Below are 18,544 nucleotides of genomic sequence, written 5' to 3'. Positions count from 1 at the left end.
CGGGTCGCGTGGAAAGCCCTTGTGTCGTTGCCGGATACCGCCGAATGACGGAGCCATCGACGGCCGGTCCGGCAGGTGGGCGCAGCGAGGGGGGGCATGCACATGACCGACCGCGCGGCGGGCCTGGCGCGGAGGCCTGGAAGACAGCTTTCGGCGGCACTTATCTCGATCTTTATGCCTCTGAATTTTCAGAGACGCTGGACCGGATCCAGGTCGGCGATGTCATCGACATGCTCGGTCTCTTCACGGGCGCGAAGCTGCTTGACGCCGGCTGCGGGCAGGGCCGGCATCTCAAGCAATTCATCGACGCGGGGCTGGATGCCGTGGGGCTCGACTTTTCCGGCGAAATGCTGGCCGCCGCCCGGGGCAAGGGTCTTCCCGCCGGACGTCTCGTTCAGGGCGACATCCGCAGTCCGCCTTTTCCCGCAGGATGCTTCGACGCGGTGGCGAGCCTCTACACCGCTTTCGGTTTCTTCGACGATGCCGATGAGGATCTTGCGGCGCTCAAGGCCTTCCGGCGCGTCTTGCGGCCTGGCGGATGGCTCGTTCTCGAGACGATCCATGCCGGCGGGCCGGCGCGTATGTGGCCGGAGCGCAAGTCCTATCCGCTTGGGCCTTCGGCATTTGTGCGCGAGGAAAACCGTGTGGACTGGAAAACGGGCACGCTCGATCAGGTTGTGACGGTGGAGAGCGGCAGCGCGCGCCCGCGCGTTTTCGCGACACGCCTGCGGATTTATACAAAACGGCAATTGAGCGAGCTGTTGGAAGCTGCGGGCTTCGTTGACATCGCCTGCAAGGAGGGGTTTCGCACCGACCCGCAAGCGCCCGCGAGCTTCGGGCCGCTTCTTGCGACGTCCTCCCGCATTGCCTGTATCGGAAGGTGTCCGCCCCATGCGCCCGCCTGACGGTTCGCAGGGTGCGCCGGCCAATCCGGTGCGCGGGCCCGTCATGCGGTTGGATCCGCGCTCGCTGGCGACAGCGCTCGACGAGGCGCTTGAGAGGTACGGTCGCCGTGTCGCCGTGGTCGCGGCCGGCCAGGCACATTCCTATTCCGAATTGCGCGGGGCGGGCCGTGCCGTGGCCGCCTGTCTTCACGCAGAGGGTGTTTTGCCCGGCGACCGGGTCGCGCTCCTCGGCGGGCGTTCGCCCGACATTGTCGCCGCGCAGATCGGTTGCCTGTTCGCAGGGGCGGTGGCCGTGCCGCTCGACCCGGCCCATCCGCCCGAACGGGTGCGGATGCTGCATGAAGAGGCCCGGCCGCGCCTCACATTCGCGTTCGATCGCAGCGTCCATCTGCCGGATGCCGACTTGCGCTTTCTTGCCCCCTTTTCGCGCTCGCGTGCGGGTGACGACCATGGAGCGGTTCCAGAGGATCCCGACGTCCCGGCGGTCGTCTATTTCACATCCGGGTCCACAGGGCGGCCGAAGGGGGTGCTCACCGCGCAGGACGGGATCCTCAACGAAGCCCTTTGGACCGCGCAGGCGTTCGAGATGGAACCGGGAACCCGCACGGGCTGGACCGCATCGACCGCCTTTGCCGTTAGCCGCTGGGAGGTATGGTCGGCGCTTCTGGCAGGGGCCGAGATCCATATCGCCGAAGACGCCGACCTTTCCGACGGTCCGGGATTTGTTCGCTGGCTGGAGCGGACCGGCGTCGAGATCACCTTCCTCGCCACAGCCCGGGCCGGCATGTTGCGTCGCGGCGATTTCACGCAAGGATGCCGGCTCCGCCTGCTGATCGTCGGCGGCGACGTCCTTCGCACCGTGCCCGACGTGCCGGAGAGCTGTGCGCTCGTGAACGCCTTCGGCATTACCGAGGCATCCAGCGTGCGCAGCGTGGACCCATTGACGCCGGGGGCGACACCGGACGGTGCCATCGGCTTTCCCATCGCCAATACCGAGTTTTATGTCGTGCGGGCCGATGGCAGCCTTGCCGGACCGGGAGAGGCCGGCGAAATCCACATCGGCGGCACCGGTCTTGCTCTCGGGTACCTGGACAGTCCGGAGGCGACCGCCGAACGGTTTATATTCCCGGGGTTTTCCGGTGGTGCGCGGGTCTACCGGACCGGAGATCTCGGCCGGATCGATGCACAAACCGGTCATGTCGTGCTGTTGGGCCGGGCCGGAAACGATGCAAAATTCGGTGGCGAGCGGATCTCGGTGGAAGAGATCGAGCAGGCGATCGCGAAAATTCTTGCCCGGCCGGACCTTTGCGTGATCGACCGTGGCGCCGGCGCCCGTCCCCGTCTTGTCGCCTGGGTGGCGGAAAGCGCCTGGACGGTCGCTGAATCCGCCCTGCGCCGAGAGCTGCGCGACAGACTGCCGGCGGCGGCTTGCCCCGATCTCTATTGCATAGTGCCTCAACTGCCGCTCAGCGCCCATGGCAAGACAGACCGGGCAGCGATTGCCGCCTGGACGCTTCCCGACTGGGTCGGGGATCGGCCGCTGAGCGAGGATGAAACCCGTATCGGCCGGCTTTGGTCGGCCATCGCCGGTCTCGGCCCGCGCGGTCCGGAGGACCGCTTCTTTGCCACGGGTGCGACCTCGCTCGATGCCATGCGCCTGCTTGGCGAGATTGAGCGCGCTTTCGGCGTGCAGATCGAGCTCGGTGATCTTTTCGCGGATGACCGGGTGTCGTCTCTCGCCGGGATGATCCGCGTGGCGAGCGGGACCCGTGAAACGGGGAACGCGCAGGACGACGACGGGCGCGCCTTGCCCGCCTTGCCCGAGCAGACAGGCATCTGGTTTGCGGAACAGGTCTCGAAGGGCGATCCGCGTTACAACGAAACGTTCCTCTTCACATTCGATTTCGGCCTCGACCGGGAGCGGATCGTTGCGGCTGTGCAAGCGGTGCTCGTCTCGACCGATGCGCTGGCGCTGACGATCCGCGAGGCAGGCGGCGATCTCACGGTCGTTCCCGTCAATCCCACGCGCATCGAAGAAGAGCTTGCCGCATTTGCCGCAGAACGGGATCTTGCAGATCCCGATGCCGTTGCCGCGCAGCTCATGGCGCAACCGCTCGATATGGACCTCGGGCCGCTCTTCCGGGCACGGCTTGCAAGAGACGGCGAGGGGCGGATCGTGCTCGTTTTGCTCCTGCATCATGCCGTTTGCGACGGCTGGTCGCCGGGCGTGCTTGCCCGGCGGCTCGCCCGTCATCTTGCGGTGGGCAACCCGCAAGCAAGTGCGGCCCCGCCCGCCTACCGGGACTGGATCGCCCGGTGCGCCCGGACGCGCCAAATGGCGCATGACGAGCGCGAGGGGGGCGCTGCATTCGGCCATGACGGCTGCTATGCCGGTTTTGAAAGCGGCATGGAGCAGGCGCCGCTTCCGTTTTGCGACATGCCGGACGGGCCGCTGGTTGTCGAGACCCTGTCTTTCGACGAAAACCTTCGGCGGCGGCTCGTCGACTTTGCGCGCGACAGGCGAACGACGCTCTTTCGCGTCGGCCTGCTGGCCTTTGCAACGCTTGTCTGCCGGCTGGGCGACCGCGACCGGACGCTCGTCGGCGCCTTCATCAGCGCCCGGCGCGCGGCCCGCGATTTCGAAACGGTCGGGCTGATGACACAGACGGCGGCGCTGCCCATCCGGATCGACGAAGATGCCACGGTCGCGCAGAACCTCGAGGGAACCGGGGCCGCTCTCGCCGACGGTCTCGGGGCCTCGCACGCGGGCATGGCCCGGCTCGCCCCCGCTTTCGCCGAAAGGGGCATGGATATTGGCGCCCTTGCGACTTTCAGCCATGAACAGGATGCCGAAGCCCCGGGCGACGGCGTGGTGGCCGTCCGGCACCGTCCGTCACCCTTTGCGAAATTTCCGCTGTCGGTGACGCTGACGGAAGACGCGCAAGGTGCGCTCCGACTTGTCGGGGAGGCCGCTGTACCGGGGGTGGCCCTGCGGGTTTTTCTCAAGCGTCTGCATCATGTGTTCGACTGGATGACGCGGTCTTCCGAGGCGCCGCTCGCCGATTGCCCCGTGCTGCTGGAGGGCGAAGAGGCCCGGATTTTCGCCGCCGGGGCCGGAGCCGCCTTGCCGCAGCCGGCGTTCTTGACCGTTTCGCACGGGATTGAGGCGGATCTCGCCGGACGAGCGGAGACACTCGCCCTTCTGTCGAAGGACCGGCAGGTGTCCGCGTCGCGGATCCTGGCGTTGGTGGGGGGCGTGGACACCTTGATGGGCGCTTATGGCGTCGGCCCAGGCGATCGCATCGCGGTTCTTTCCGCTCCCTCGCTCGTTTGCGTCGTCGCGATGCTTGCCATCTGGCGGCGAGGCGCTGCGTTCGTGCCGATCGACCCCGCGATGCCGGCTGCCCGGCTCCGGCAGATCGCCGATGTCGCCGGGCCGAAGCTGGTCATCACGGTCGACGGAGCGTCCTGGCCGTTCGGCGGCCCGGTTCTCGCGCTCGATGCCGAAACGCTTGAGCGCCGCGCGCGTCCGCCATCGGGTCCGAGCCTTGCCGTCCCGGACGGGATCGCCTGGGTCTATTTTACCTCCGGTTCGACCGGTGTGCCGAAGGGCGTCGCCGTGTCCCACGGGGCTGCGCGCAACCATTCGCTGCTTGCCGATGAAATGAGCGACATCCGTCCCCATGACCGGATCCTGCAATTCGCCTCGCCAAGCTTCGATGCGTATATCGAAGAGGTTGTCTTTGCCTGGACCCGTCGCGCGGCTCTGGTCATTCGCGACGACGCAATGATGGGATCCCCGGCGCGTTTCTTCGACCGGATCCGGGAGCAGGGCGTTACTCTTCTGACTCTGCCGACCGCATGGTTCCATTTTCTCGCCGCAGGTCTCTGGACGGAAGAAGCACAGGCCGCGCTGCGTCTTGTCCACACAGTCATCTTCAGCGGCGAGGCCGCGCGGCCCGACGCCGTCGATGCCTGGCGCAGAGTCGTGGCGCCCAGCTGTCGGCTCGTCAATGTCTACGGCCCGACCGAATGCACCATCTCCTGCACTTATGGCGATTTGCGTGATCCCGACCGCGTTGTCAGCGTCGGCGTTGCGGCGCCCAATACCTATTGCCGGATTCTCGACCGACGCCGGCGACCGCTTCCGCTGGAAACCTACGGCGAACTCTGTTTCGGCGGTCTGTGCCTAGCGCAGGGCTATGTCGGCGCGCCGGAGATGACGGCGGAGCGTTTTCAGCCGGACCCCTTCGGAAAGACGGGCGCGCGCCTTTATGCCAGCGGCGACCGGGCGATGCTGGCGGACGATGGCACGATACACGTCAGCGGCCGCCAGGACGAGATGGTCAAGATCCGCTCGCAGCGGCTCGAACTCGGCGACGTCGAGGTTGTTGCACGCCGATATCCCGGACTCGCCGATGCGACAGCCTTTCTCCCAGGGGCCGAGCCTTTTGCCGATCATCTTCTGATGGCCGTGGTACCGCGCGATCCGGATGCCTTCGACACGCAGGAATTTCGCGCCCATATCGCCCGCAATCTGCCTGCTGTCGCGGTGCCTCAGCGCCTACTTGTTCTCGAGCGGATCCCGCTCACCACGGCGAACAAGATCGACCGGCGTTCCTTGCGCGCGCGCGCCGAGCGCGACGCACATGCGCTCTCCGGGGATGCGCAGGAGACAGTCCCCGACAATGCGTCCACGGACAACTGGCTCATAGCCCGTTTTCGCGCGGCCCTGTCCGATCCGGGCGTGCGGGAGGACACCGATTTCTTCCTGTCCGGCGGCAATTCGCTTCTTGCCATGCGACTGTTGGGCGAGATTGCGCGGCGCTACCGGACAGGCCTTCTCTACTCGGAGTTTCGTGCCCATCCGACTCCGGCCGGGCTGGCTGCCCTGATCGACGCACGCGATCCCGGCCTGACGATGCCGGAACCGGCGCCCGTCGCGGTCGCACTCGACAGCGCTCCGCCCTTGCCGATACAGGCAGCGAAGCTTGCGACCATGGTCGAGCGCGGCGACGAGGGCGCCTGGAACCAACCCTATGTGGCCGCCTTCGACGCGGGTGTCGACGCGAACCGTTTGCAGACGGCGCTTGACAGGCTTGCCACGGAGCATTTCCCGCTGTCCGCCGTCTGGGACCCCGAGGCCGGGCTTTGGCGGCGGGACAGGGGCCGGCCGGCCCATGTTTGCCGCGCCGTTTCGGGCACCGAGGCTGCGCGCAGGGCGATTGCGGAGGAGTGCTGGCGTCCCTTCGACGTGACCCGCGCACCGCTGTTTCGCCTGGTTCAGACCGATTTTCCCGATGGCAGTTGCTGGCTTGCCTTTGTGTCCCACAACATCATGGTTTCCGGCCAGGCAAACGACTACTTCACCGCGGTCATGGAAGAGGCGTCGAGCGACGCGGCGCAGGCGCACCCGCGCAAGGTCGATTTTCCGCAAGTTGTCGCCTGGCGCGCTGCCTGGGAGCGCGAGCGCATGGCCGGGGCCGGGCGGGCGTGGATCGAGCGTTGCGCCGCGATCGACCGGTGGCCGGCCTATGACGGCACGGCCGTCAATCCCGTCGAGCATCGTGTCGCGATCCTTGCCGAAGGGGCGGAGGTATCGTTCGTTCGGGCGATGCAAACGGCGGGTGTCACGATTGCCGCCGGGCTTGCCCGCATTCTTCAGGGTTTGCCGGAGACGCAAGCCGGCATTCTCGGTGTCCTCGTCGACGGGCGGGAGGCGGCGGGTTTCGGCGGTGTGTTCGCCCCCATGGCGGCAACCCTGCCGCTGGTGCTCGAGAGCGAGGCGAAGGGAGATCTAGGCGCCATCCAGAAGGGCATCGACACGGCCATCGACGCCTATCCCTTCACGCTCAGCATGTTGGAGCAGGGATTGCGGCAGGCGGGCCGGCTTGCCGATGGGGAGAAAGCCGCCTTCGTGACGGTATCGGTGGAGCAACCCATGGCCGTGCCGGTTATCGGCGGCCGACGCGGCCGCTGGCTGCGCGAGGTCAATGGCGCATTGCGGCGGGCGGACACGAAAACCGTCTTTCCGCTTGCGCTCAATGTCGAAATCGATCCGCGCGGCTGGATCGTTGAGGTAACCTGCTCTTTGCAACTTCTGGGTGCGGAGCGCGCCGACGCCATTCTCGATCATGTGGTGGGGGCTCTCACCGCGGTGCCGGCCGTTCGCCGCAGCGCCTGAGACCCGTCAAACACGAAAGAAGGGGGAGTAAGCCATGTGGACCGCGACATACGAACCTTATGTGGTGCCGCTTGAAGACGCGGGCACCCGCATCCGGCCTCTTGCGGCCGAAGCCGCACAGGCGATGCTGAATTTCACCATCCTGCGGCCCCGTTATCTGCCGCCCGACACACTGATGACAGAGGCCTTCCTGCGGGTCGAGGCGCCGCCGACCGACGACGATGCCATCGAGCGGGGAAACCGTCCCCCGGACTGGACGAGCGCCAACACCTGTTCCTATCTGATGCGCTTTGAGGGAAACGGGCGGCGTTTTCGCCTCAAGCAGTTCCTGTATGACTGGGCACCGCCGGCCTGCGATCATCCGCCGCTGTGGGGCGGCGCGGTCCGCCCCGTGCCGTCCGTGCCCCCCTATGTGACCTGGGTCGGCACCGATTTCATGGACCGGGCCGGCGCCACCTCGCGCATCAACCGAACCTCGGTGGAGATGTCGATCTCGGAGGGGCGCTATTCCGACGAAGAGATCGCCGCACTCTTCTGCGGTCTCGAGCCGGTGGACGCGCAGTTTGCGCGCCTGCTGGAGGCTCAGCCGTTTGCGACCCTGACCTACTGGTCGCGGCATGACCTTCCGATCGTCAACGTGCCCTACGGGCTGTTCCGTTTCAGCCGCACCGACGAGGCGGAGCGAGGGGCCTGGACCGCCGGTGCCGCGGAGACGCCGGGAATTCGCCAACCGCGGCTCGACCCTTCCTTCGGTTTCGGTCTCGACAGCACAGGCCTGTTCGGCGACGCGGACAACCGCGAGGCGGAACTGGTCTTCACCGCCGCGCCGGGCAGGGGGCGTGAAGTCCGCTTTATCCTGCAGGCGGGGAACCGCGGGCGTATTGCCTGGCCGCCGCTTGCATCGTCGCATCCCGCGAGCGGCGAAACGGTTTCTGTCAACGGGACGGAGGCGCATGTCCGCTTCATAGACGCGTCTGTCGGGCCGTGGGCCGCCGTCTTCGAGCACGAGGGCACCCGTGCCCTGGTCATGACCTCGTCCGCCCACGGGCATGACCGGGCGTGGTTCATGGACCTTCTCGCCAAGACAGACTGGAGTTGATGTGACAGGGGACGAGAAGGGCCGCCCGGGGCGGGTCGAATGGCGTACTCTTGGCCTTTTTTACGGCTACGGCTTCTTTGACGGGCTCATTCTGATCTATCCGGTCTATCTGCTCTATTTCCGCGACCAGGGACTGAGCGAGACGGAAATCGCCACGCTGCTCATGCTGTGGCCGATTTCCTCTTTGCTTTTCGAACTGCCGTCGGGCTATCTCGCCGACCGCTTTTCCAAGAAGGCGATCCTGATCATCGGTCATGTCGCCTATCTTGGCTGCTTTGCCGTCTGGCATTTCATGCCGACCTTTGTCGGGTTCGGCATCGGTCTTGCGCTTTGGGGCATGCGCGGGGCCCTGTCTTCCGGCGCGTTCCGGTCGTTTCTCTATGAGGAAATGGAGGCCCGCGGTGCCCGCGGCGCCTTTGTGCGTGTGCTCGGTCAGATCAACGCCCTGAAGTGGACGGCGATGCTGATTGCCTATTCCGTCGGCCCGGCGTTGATGGCCTTCGGTTTCACCTTCGTTCTCGCCCTGACCGCCGTCGCCGCCGTGACGGCGCTTGGCTGCCTCCTGCTCGTGCGGCGCAAGGCACCGACGGTCGTGGACGACGGCACCGTGGGGCTTGGCGAGTTCGTTCGTGCGCTCCATGGCCATGTGGTCCGCGATCCCGCCGTCCTGCGGGTGATCCTCTTTGGCGGGGCGCTGATCGGCACCGGCGCGGTGGACGAGTACTGGCCCCTGCTCGGCACCGATCTCGGTGTGCCTGAAACGGCTCTCGGTCTTTTTCTCGGCGCGATCATGGGGGCGCAGGCGCTCGGCGATCTTCTCGCCCACCGGCTCGCGGCCCTGAAACCTGTCTCCATTGGCGCGACCGTCGCAGGCGCGGGCGTCATGCTGCTTGTTGGCGTAGGGGTCGGCACGCTCTATCTGGCGCTGCCCGCTGTGGTCGTCTTCGCAATGCTTTACCAAGGGGCGGCGACCGCCAATTCCGGTCTTCTTCACGACCGTGTCGCCGGCTCGGTTCGCGCCAGTGCGGCGTCCATCCTGGGCTTTGCGTCCAATATCATCTCGATCCTGCTGTTTTATGCGATCGGCCAGATTTCCGAACGCGCGGGCGTGCCGCTTGCCATTGCCTGCGCGGGCGGGATTTTTATCGTCATCGGGCTGGCCGGCATGCGTGCGGAATCGACAGCCGGGCGATCACCCGGACACGGCGGCGGCAAGGACGCATAGGCCGGCCAGCACGATGAGCTTGGCGGCGAGAAAGGGCAGCACCGCGCGAACGATGGCGGGAAACGTCATCCGCTCCCTCATGACGCCGCTGGCCACAATCAGAAGCAATCCGAAGGGCGGCGTGATCAGGCCGATCTCCATGCACAGCAGGATGACCAGGCAGGCATGCAGCGGCGCAATGCCGGCTGCGGTGAGTACGGGAAGCACAAGAGGCACGAGTATGAGCGCCATGCTGACCCCGTCCACGAAGCAGCCGAGGAGAATTGCGGCAATTGCGCAGGCGAAAAGCAGTGCAAGCGGTGCCCCGGCGAGGGCCTCGAGCGTGTCCCTTACGCCTTGCGCGATTCCGAGGAAGACCAGGATCTGGGAAAAGATCCCGGCGGCGGCGATCACGAGAAGCAGGCCCGCGCCTTCGGTGGCGGTTCGCGTGGCTGCACGGGCGAGGACATGGCGGTCGAGTTCTCCCGAGGCCGCGAGAAGCACGATCGTGGTGACGAGCCCGAGGGCCGCAGCTTCGGTCGGTGTTGCGATGCCAAAGGCGATGCCGGCAACCATGGAGGCGAAAATCACGGCCGCGCGCAATATGTGATGTCGAAGCCGGGAAGGAGCTTCGCGCTCGGCTTTGCGCGCGGTTGCGGCGGGACGTTCGGTGAGACGGATCACCATTGCATGGGCCAGTGCAAGGCAGGCGCCCAGCGGCACGATGGCGATCAGCATTGCCGCGACATCCACCTGCGCGATGGAGGCGACGAGAACGGCGAGTGCGGAGGGAGGCACGAAGATGGCGATGCCTCCGCTGGCGAGGGCTGCCCCGGTCAGGGGGCCGGAATCCGCGCCGTTCCGGTTCGCTGCCGGCTTCAGCGCATTGAGGATGAGCGCGGCCGCGGCAAGCGATGAGCCGGAAACCGCCGACAACAGGACCCCGCTGCCGAGCGCCACGAACCCCTGGCGTCGCCCCGCCGCGCCCAGTTGGTCGCGGACGGCCGCAATTGCGCGACCGCCCGCGCCGCTCTCGATCAGGAGATGTCCGATCATCAGAAAGAGCGGGATCGGAAGAAGCACGAAGCGCGACAGGCCCTCGATCAGGGAGCGCGACAGAAGCGTTACACCGATGGTGCCGGGGAAGACTGCAACAGCCGCGCCGAACACCACCGTCAAAAAGGCAAAAAACACCGGAACGCCGGCGAGGATAAGCCCTATCTGACAGGCGAGGATCAGCGCGAGGGGCGCGAGCCAGTCCAAGGCTGTTCAGCTCCGGCTGCGCACAAGCGCGGCGATGCCGGCAAGCGCGAAGGCGAGCGCGGCTGCTGCCCAGACCGGCGCTTCCGGCACGTCGAGGCTGCGACGGAAATGGGCTCCGGTCCGCCAGGCCTCGAGCGCGAGGTCGGCATAGCGAAGCCCGAGGGCAAGGCAGAGCGTGGCGATCAGCCCGCCGATCGCCCGGCTGCGCAGCGGGGAAGGCGTGTTGCTCCATTGCAGGGCGACATGTCCTCCCGCCCCGGAGAGACCGGGCAGGGCGGCGAGCACCGAGACGAGCAGGAGGTATTCGACCCGCTCCAGCCCGATGACGACCGAAAGTCCCAGATGCCGGAAGGCGAAATCGGCAAGCACGGCGACAACGATCAGTCCGAAGAGGATGGCGGAAAGCGCGGTGGACATGCGCAGGACGGTTTTCAACAGACGCACCGGGCGCGCTCAGTCGGCGGCAAACGCGCGAAGCTGCGCGATGGCCTCGGGGCTGCGCCTGCCAAGCTCTTCCCAATAGGCGGTCTCCGCCTGGGCGACGAGGCCCGCACCGAGATCGATGACGCGCATGCCCGCGGCCTCCTGTTTGGCGAGTTCGGTGCGGGTTGTTTCCGCCATGCGCTCGCTTGTATTGCGTTCGAAACCGGCAACGCTGCGCGCCAGCGCGTCGCGTTTCGCGTCGGTGAGCCCGTTCCACGCCCCGGCATTCATGACGATGGCGATGGCCGTCTTGTAGAAGCCCGGCTCGATGCGGTGTCGCGCGAAGGCATCCCAGCCGAAGGTGGTGACGTCCCAGGCCGGCCAGCCGAAGCCGTCAACGGCGCCGGCGCTCAGAGCTGCATGAAGCTCGCCCGGTGGCAGGGTCACGGTCGTTGCGCCGAGGCGTTCATAGAAGGCGCCATAGACCGGCGTGACCCGCAGTCGAAGACCCGTGAAATCGAGCGTTTCGACGGGATCGACCAGATAGGTGAAGAAGGGAACCGTGTCGCCATAAACGCCGAGAAGTTTCAGTCCCGCCTTTTCGTGGGCGACTTCGAGGATTTCCCATGCCGGCGTGTCGCGTATCTCGTGGTAACGGCCGGGCAAAAGCTGCAAGGCTTCGGCCTCGACCGCCAGATCGCGGTAGTAATTGACGGGCAGGACACCGATCTCGATTGCGCCGAGGGCAACGGCCCGGCCGAGTTCGAACGGGGAGACCGCTTCAGGGCCGCCAACCAGCGTGATTCTCACGCTTTTCGCGCCCGCCGTCGCATTGACCGTGGCGACAAGGTCCTGGAACGGCAAGATGAAGGCGGAATTCGGCGGCAGGAAGGTGACGGCCTTGAGCTGCGTGTCAGTCTCGGCGCGTGTCGTTCCCGCCGTCGCGATCGACATCATCAACAGCAGACCGCCAAGCCGCGCGGCACGTGCCCAGCATCGGACGAGCAAACGCACGGACATCGGGCAACCTCGCGGGCGGTATCAACACATGATTGTATTTTATAGCTATTACAATTCATTACGTAAGGTCAAGGGCATACGTTGTTTGCACCAGGGATCGGATATCGCGGAGGCGGTCTTGTCACCGGCGGATCCTGCGCTCACGACGGCCGCGAGCTGCGGTCGGTATTGACCCTCCAGTTGCTGGAAGTGTTTTCGTACCAAGGACTTGTGCGAGCGACGGTCGTCAGGCCGCTGTTTGTATTTTGCGGAACTTTCGATGCCGGGGCCTTGTTGTAGTCAAACGCGGAACCACACGGAGGGAACGATGAAATACGGTCGGTTTTTTGCGATGATCGCCACATCGACAGTGGTGATGTTCGGGCTGATGTACCTGAACACCTATCTTGTGAGCCACGCGTTCTGGTCCGAAACGCGTGCCTATATGGCCCTCGTCATGGGGGCGACGATGGCAGTGATCATGCTCGCCTACATGCTTTCGATGTACACCAACCGCACCCTTAACCTTGCCATTTTCGCAGGTTCGGTCGTGGTCTTTGCTGCCGCGCTCTGGCTGGTGCGCAGTCAGGCAACGGTGGAAGATCGCAGTTTCATGAGTGCGATGATCCCCCACCATTCGATTGCGATCATGACCTCAAGCCGGGCCAATATCTCCGACGCGCGGGTGCGAAAGCTGGCGGATGAAATCATCTATGCCCAGGACAAGGAAATCGCCGAAATGCGGTATCTGATCGCGGATATCGACGAAGACGGCATTCAGTCATCCAGACCCGAAAGCGGTGAAGCCACGCTCGTCGGCCCCGCCGAAGCGCTCGCCACCGAGACCGTGGCGACGGTGGATCCCGAGTTTCTGAGCGAGGAGGAGATTGCCACTGTCTTTCCCGCAGCCGGGAGGTCTTGCCGCTTCGCCTATACGCAGGACAGCCCGCCGGTGCTCGTCGTCGCGGAAGGTGCCGAAGGTCCGGCCGCGCTGGTCAAGATCAGCGGCGATCTGGTTCGTCTGGACCCGGACGATACGGCCCCGGAGGGCGAAAGCTTCCGCTCTGGAGTGCTTTGGGCGAACCTGAACCGGTTGGCCGACGGCACCCTTGCCGACCTGGTCATGTCGGCGGGATCCGATTACGAGGCCGGTTTCCGGGGACAGTACGACTGTGCAAACCGATAGGAGGCACGATTGGCCAGCAACCCGACAAAGGACCGCGAGACAACGGCGCAACTCTTTCGAATGGTCATGCCGGATCATCTTTGCCCGTTCGGATTGAAGTCGAAGGACCTTCTCGAGCGGCGCGGCTTCAAGGTCGAGGATCATCCGCTGACAACCCGTGCTGAGACGGACGCCTTCATGGAACGGCAAGGCGTCGGGACGACACCCCAGGTCTTTATCGGGGGCGAACGGATCGGCGGGTACGAGGACCTGCGGGTGCATCTCGGCGTCGACCCTCCGCCAGAAGAGCAAAGCGACACGAGCTATCAGCCCGTGATCGCCATCTTCTCCGTCGCGGCCCTGCTTGCGCTTGGCCTGTCGTTTCACCAGTACGGAACGGCGCTGAGCGTGCGGGCGGTCGAGTGGTTCATCTCGCTGTCGATGACACTGCTCGCCGTGCAGAAATTGCAGGATGTAGAGAGCTTCTCGACGATGTTCCTGAATTACGACCTTCTGGCACGGCGCTTCGTCCCCTACGGAAAGATCTACCCCTTCGGCGAGGCGCTCGCCGGCATCCTGATGACCGCCGGCGTGCTTGTCTGGATCTCCGCACCGCTCGCCCTGTTCATCGGTACGGTGGGCGCCGTCAGCGTCTTCAAGGCCGTCTATATCGACAAGCGCGAACTCAAATGCGCCTGCGTCGGCGGCGATACATCCGTACCTCTTGGCTTCGTCTCCCTGACGGAAAACCTGATGATGGTGGCGATGGGGATCTGGATGCCGCTCAGGTCCTTCCTGCTTTGAGCCCGTGTCCACCGGTTTGACCCTGGAGGTCTCCGGCATCGACCGACAACGGTGCGGCCCTTGCCGCAAGAAACCTTGCGGCGACCCCGCCGCTGTCGCCACTGGGAGCATGTGCAATGACGGGTTACCGGAAAGACAGCATTACCCTGCCGGGGGCCGTTGCCATGGGCACGGGCGTGATGATCGGCGCCGGCATCCTCGCGCTCACCGGACAGATGGCGGAACTGGCGGGCCCGATCTTTCCGCTGTCCTTTGTGGCGGGCGCGGTCGTCACGGCCTTCAGCGCCTACACCTATATCAAGATGTCGAATGCCTTTCCGTCCGCCGGTGGTATCGCGATGGTCCTCGTCAAGGCCTATGGACCGACGACGGTCGCGGCAGGCGCAGCGCTCTTGATGGCGCTGTCGATGGTCATCAACGAAAGCCTGGTCGCACGGACCTTCGCATCCTATACGCTGCGCGGGTTGGGGATGGAGCCCGGTGGCTGGCCGGAGCCGGCGCTGGGCGTCTCGGTGATCGTTTTCGCCTGGCTGGTCAATGTCCTGGGCAATCGCTCTGTCGGTGTTTTTTCGATCTTCATGGCTGTTTTCAAAGTCTTGGGAATAGCTCTTTTCGGGATTGCGGCACTCTGGGCCGGGGGCATCAGCTTCGAGGCGACCGGGGGAGCCGGGGGAGCCGGCGGATTTCTTGCCTCCGTCGCTCTTGCCGTTCTGGCGTTCAAGGGGTTCACGACTATCACCAACAGCGGTGCGGAGATCACCCGGCCGCATCGCAACGTCGGCTGGGCGATCGTTTTCTCGATTGCAATCTGCGTGCTGGTTTATCTTCTGGTGGCCTTCGCCGTCGGAGCGAGCCTGCCGCTTGAGCGCATCATCGCAGCGAAGGATTATGCGCTCGCTGAAGCAGCCGAACCTGCGCTCGGGCGGACCGGCTTCTATCTCACCGTCGTGCTTGCCGTCGTCGCCACGGCCTCCGGGCTCATTGCCAGCGTTTTTGCGGTGTCTCGCATGCTGGCGATGCTCACCGACATGCGGCTGATCCCGCACAGCCATTTCCGGATGAGCGGCGGGATTCAGGATCATACGCTTGTCTATACGGTGGTGATCGCCGGGCTTCTCACGGTCTTCTTCGACCTCGGCCGCATCGCGTCGCTCGGCGTCTTCTTCTATCTGGTGATGGATATCCTCATTCACTGGGGGGTGTTTCGCAGCCTTCGCCGGGAAATCGGGGCCAGGGGAGAGGTCTTGCTGATCGCGATCGCGCTCGACCTGCTCGTCTTGTCGGCTTTTGCAATCCTGAAATTGCAGACGGACCCTGCGATTGTTGCAATTGCTGCCGTTGGCATGGCGGCGGTCTTTCTCTTTGAAAGCGTGTTCCTGCGGGTCAGACCGCCGGCCAGGGGGCAGCCTGACCACGCGCACGCGCCGTCGGAGCCATCCTCCGGCGGGAAGAAATAGAGGACGCAGCGGATCTTGACCTTCCTGTGACTGGAAGGGATAGCAAGGCCGTCAATTCAGGTAGGAGTCTGAAATGACGCAAGATGCCCATACCCACCATCATCACGGCGATCACGCTGACGGGAATTGCGGGCACACGCATATGCAAGGCGGTCCGGATGAGACCGGTGCAAGGGATCCGGTCTGTGGCATGTCGGTAACCCCCGGCCCGGATGCCCGCTCGCGCGATTACGATGGCCAGACTTATTATTTCTGTTCCGAGGGCTGTCAGACGAAATTCGACGGGGACCCGTATTTCTATGCGTCCGGCAACGCCGGAAAGGTCGAGCAGAGCGCTGCGCCGGGCTCACTCTGGACGTGCCCGATGCACCCCGAGATCGTTCGCGACGGGCCTGGAGCGTGTCCGATCTGCGGGATGGCGCTCGAGCCGACAGTGCCCTCCGACGAGCCGAGCGAGGAACTGACCGATTTCACCCGGCGGCTCTGGGCCAGCGCGATCGCGGCGGTGCCCCTTGTCATTCTCACGATGGGAGATGTTGTCGGACTGCCGGTGCGGGACTGGCTCGGACACCAGACGGCGGTTTATCTGGAGTTCGTGCTCGCCACGCCTGTGGTGCTTTGGGCGGCATTGCCGTTCTTCCAGCGTGGCATCAACTCTGTCGCCAACCGCTCGCCCAACATGTGGACGTTGATTTCGCTCGGCGTCGGCGCTGCCTATCTCTATTCGCTGGTCGCCACGTTCCTGCCCGGTGTGTTTCCCGAACAATATCGCAACATGGGCGGCATGGTCGGGACCTATTTCGAGGCGGCCGTGGTGATCGTCGCACTCGTGTTCGTCGGCCAGGTGCTGGAGTTGCGGGCCCGCGAGCGCACGGGCGATGCGATCAAGGCGTTGATGGATCTCGCGCCCAAGACCGCACGCCGCATCCTGCCCGACGGCTCTGAATACGATGCTCCGCTTGAAAACATTGTCGCAGGCGACCTGCTGCGCGTGCGGCCGGGCGACAGCGTGCCCGTCGACGGCGAGGTCGTGGATGGACGCTCGGCTATCGACGAGAGCATGATTACCGGCGAATCCGTGCCGATCGAAAAGACCGGAGGCGACCGGGTTACCGGCGGGACGATCAACAAGAACGGAACATTGGCGATCCGCGCCACAGATGTCGGGGCGGACACCGTGCTTGCACAGATCGTGGATATGGTTGCGGGCGCCCGTCGTTCGAAGGCTCCGATCCAGGGGCTTGCGGATCGCGTTTCGGAATTTTTTGTGCCGGCCGTGGTCGTGGTTGCGATCGTCGCCTTCGTGACATGGCTGATGATCGGGCCAAGTCCGGCGTTCGTTTTCGCCATTGCTGCCGCGGTGTCCGTGTTGATCATCGCCTGCCCCTGCGCGCTCGGACTTGCAACGCCGATCTCGATCACCACGGCGGCCGGTCGCGGCGCGCAGGCCGGCGTGCTGATCAAGGACGCAGAGGCGCTCGAACGCATGGCACGCGTGGACACCCTCATCGTCGACAAGACGGGAACGCTGACCGAAGGCAGGCCGAAACTGACGGATGTCCTGGCGTTGGAGTCCTTTTCGGAAGACGAAGTTCTGGTCAATACCGCAGCACTTGAACGCGGGTCGGAGCATCCGCTCGCCGATGCCATTGTTGAAGGCGCGCGTCAGCGCGGGGTGAACACGGGGACGGCATCGGACTTCGAGGCGGTTACCGGCAAGGGTGTCACAGGCAGGGTCGAGGGGCGTGCGGTCGCGCTCGGCAATGTCGGACTGATGCAGTCTCTCGGTATCGCGACGGCGCCGTTGGACGACAAAGCCGATGCCCTGCGGTCGGAGGGCAAGACGGCGATGTATGTCGCGCTCGACGGACGGCTGGCCGGGCTGGTTGCGGTCGCTGATCCCATCAAGGAGACGACGGAGGCGGCGATCCGTGAGCTGCACAGGCAGGGCCTGCGCGTCATCATGGCGACAGGCGACAACCAGCGCACCGCGGAGGCGGTTGCGGCGAGACTGGGGATCGACGAGGTGCGCGCCGGCGTCCTGCCGGAAGACAAAAAGGCGCTTGTCGACGAATTGCGTGCCAAAGGCGCGCGCATTGCCATGGCCGGCGATGGCGTGAACGATGCGCCGGCGCTGGCGTCGGCGGATGTGGGTATCGCCATGGGCACCGGCGCGGATGTCGCCGTCGACAGCGCGGGGCTGACGCTGCTCGGTGGGGATCTGTCGGGGATCGTGCGGGCGCGCAAACTGGCGAAGGCAACGCTGAGAAACATCAAGCAGAACCTGTTCTTCGCCTTTTTCTACAATGCCGCCGGGGTGCCGGTCGCGGCCGGGATCCTCTACCCGGTGTTCGGCCTGCTGCTGTCGCCGATGATTGCCGCTGCCGCGATGTCATTCTCGTCGGTCTCGGTGATCACCAATGCCCTGCGGCTCAGGCGTGTGAAGCTGTGATCGCGCTTCATTGCTTTCGCTCACCGCAGGGCGGGACGCGCTGTCAGGGGCACTTGTTTTCCCTGATCGAGATCCGGGTGCCGTGATGTCGGGCGCGGGCCGTCTCCTTGCTCTCGCAAGCCTCCTGGGTGGGGCTGCCGGCATTGCCCTGGGCCTCAATGCCGGATGGTTCGGCGGGGGCGGGGCCTCAAACGGCGGCCGGGACCTTGCGCGAGGGGCGCAGATCTACGCGGAGGCTTGCGCCTCCTGCCACGGGGCAAGTCTCGAAGGGCAGGCGGACTGGCAGACTCCGAACCAGAACGGCCGGCTTCCCGCGCCGCCGCATGACGAGACCGGTCACACCTGGCACCATTCGGACCGACTGCTTCTCGACATCATGAGACGGGGAACCGCGAGCGTTGTCGGAGGCGGCTACAAAAGCGACATGCCGGGTTTCGGGGACGTCTACACCGATGACGAATTGCAGGACGTGCTGGCCTGGATCAAGACGCGGTGGCCTGAAAGGGAGCGCACCTTTCAGGCCGAAGTGACGGCTCGGGATCCCGCCGACTGAGGACCGCCACCCCACATGAAGAAGCGGCCGCCGGGA

12 protein-coding genes are annotated in these 18,544 nt (G+C 65.2%); 9 read left to right on the top strand and 3 right to left on the bottom strand.

Annotation, left to right across the window (positions count from 1 at the left end):
• Nucleotides 1–44: 44 nt before the first annotated feature.
• Genes G572_RS0104555 through G572_RS25330 form a run of 4 tightly spaced genes read left to right on the top strand, consistent with a single transcriptional unit; the run spans nucleotide 45 to nucleotide 9,413 of the window.
• Nucleotides 45–905, top strand: coding sequence for a class I SAM-dependent methyltransferase (locus G572_RS0104555; protein ID WP_029057465.1), 861 nt, complete (start codon nucleotides 45–47; stop codon nucleotides 903–905).
• Nucleotides 892–7,089 carry a non-ribosomal peptide synthetase gene (locus G572_RS0104550; RefSeq protein ID WP_029057464.1) on the top strand — a complete coding sequence of 2,066 codons (6,198 nt, stop codon included), beginning with the start codon at nucleotides 892–894 and terminating at the stop codon, nucleotides 7,087–7,089. The genes G572_RS0104555 and G572_RS0104550 overlap by 14 nt, the downstream gene beginning before the upstream one ends.
• Nucleotides 7,090–7,123: 34 nt before the next feature.
• On the top strand, nucleotides 7,124–8,188 hold the full coding sequence (locus tag G572_RS0104545) for a hypothetical protein (protein ID WP_029057463.1): 1,065 nt from the start codon (nucleotides 7,124–7,126) through the stop codon (nucleotides 8,186–8,188).
• Between the two features lies 1 nt (nucleotide 8,189).
• A complete protein-coding gene (locus tag G572_RS25330) occupies nucleotides 8,190–9,413 on the top strand; it encodes an MFS transporter (RefSeq protein WP_029057462.1) in 1,224 nt (407 codons plus the stop codon).
• On the opposite strand, the gene G572_RS0104535 is transcribed toward G572_RS25330, so the two are convergent.
• From G572_RS0104535 to dctP, 3 genes are read right to left on the bottom strand one after another with little or no spacing between them, the layout of a single operon-like run.
• On the bottom strand, nucleotides 9,381–10,655 hold the full coding sequence (locus G572_RS0104535) for a TRAP transporter large permease subunit (protein WP_029057461.1): 1,275 nt from the start codon (nucleotides 10,653–10,655) through the stop codon (nucleotides 9,381–9,383). The two genes, G572_RS25330 and G572_RS0104535, sit on opposite strands and share 33 nt — an antisense overlap.
• Nucleotides 10,656–10,661: 6 nt before the next feature.
• Entirely contained in the window at nucleotides 10,662–11,090 is a 429-nt protein-coding gene (locus tag G572_RS0104530) for a hypothetical protein (RefSeq protein WP_208979013.1), read from the bottom strand.
• Between the two features lie 18 nt (nucleotides 11,091–11,108).
• Entirely contained in the window at nucleotides 11,109–12,098 is a 990-nt protein-coding gene (gene dctP / locus G572_RS25325; protein WP_051241594.1) for a TRAP transporter substrate-binding protein DctP, read from the bottom strand.
• 307 nt (nucleotides 12,099–12,405) lie between these two features.
• Between dctP and G572_RS0104520 the strand changes: the two genes are divergently transcribed.
• The 5 genes from G572_RS0104520 to G572_RS22485 all read left to right on the top strand — a co-directional run bounded on the left by G572_RS0104520 (nucleotide 12,406) and on the right by G572_RS22485 (nucleotide 18,508).
• Nucleotides 12,406–13,263: a DUF305 domain-containing protein gene (locus G572_RS0104520; protein WP_029057459.1), complete on the top strand. Its 858-nt coding sequence runs from the start codon at nucleotides 12,406–12,408 to the stop codon at nucleotides 13,261–13,263.
• Between the two features lie 66 nt (nucleotides 13,264–13,329).
• On the top strand, nucleotides 13,330–14,046 hold the full coding sequence (locus G572_RS0104515) for a MauE/DoxX family redox-associated membrane protein (RefSeq protein ID WP_281168745.1): 717 nt from the start codon (nucleotides 13,330–13,332) through the stop codon (nucleotides 14,044–14,046).
• Nucleotides 14,047–14,162: 116 nt separating this feature from the next.
• Complete coding sequence (locus G572_RS22490; protein ID WP_051241592.1) at nucleotides 14,163–15,503, top strand: APC family permease; 1,341 nt, start codon at nucleotides 14,163–14,165, stop codon at nucleotides 15,501–15,503.
• A gap of 73 nt (nucleotides 15,504–15,576) precedes the next feature.
• Nucleotides 15,577–17,955: a heavy metal translocating P-type ATPase gene (locus tag G572_RS0104505; RefSeq protein WP_208979012.1), complete on the top strand. Its 2,379-nt coding sequence runs from the start codon at nucleotides 15,577–15,579 to the stop codon at nucleotides 17,953–17,955.
• Nucleotides 17,956–18,040: 85 nt separating this feature from the next.
• Nucleotides 18,041–18,508, top strand: coding sequence for a c-type cytochrome (locus G572_RS22485; protein ID WP_037545317.1), 468 nt, complete (start codon nucleotides 18,041–18,043; stop codon nucleotides 18,506–18,508).
• Nucleotides 18,509–18,544: the final 36 nt, after the last annotated feature.

It is taken from the genome of Stappia stellulata DSM 5886 (assembly GCF_000423705.1).
Lineage (GTDB): Bacteria > Pseudomonadota > Alphaproteobacteria > Rhizobiales > Stappiaceae > Stappia > Stappia stellulata.
Note: the sequence above shows the minus strand (reverse complement) of the source record. Positions and strands in the feature narration are given on the sequence as shown.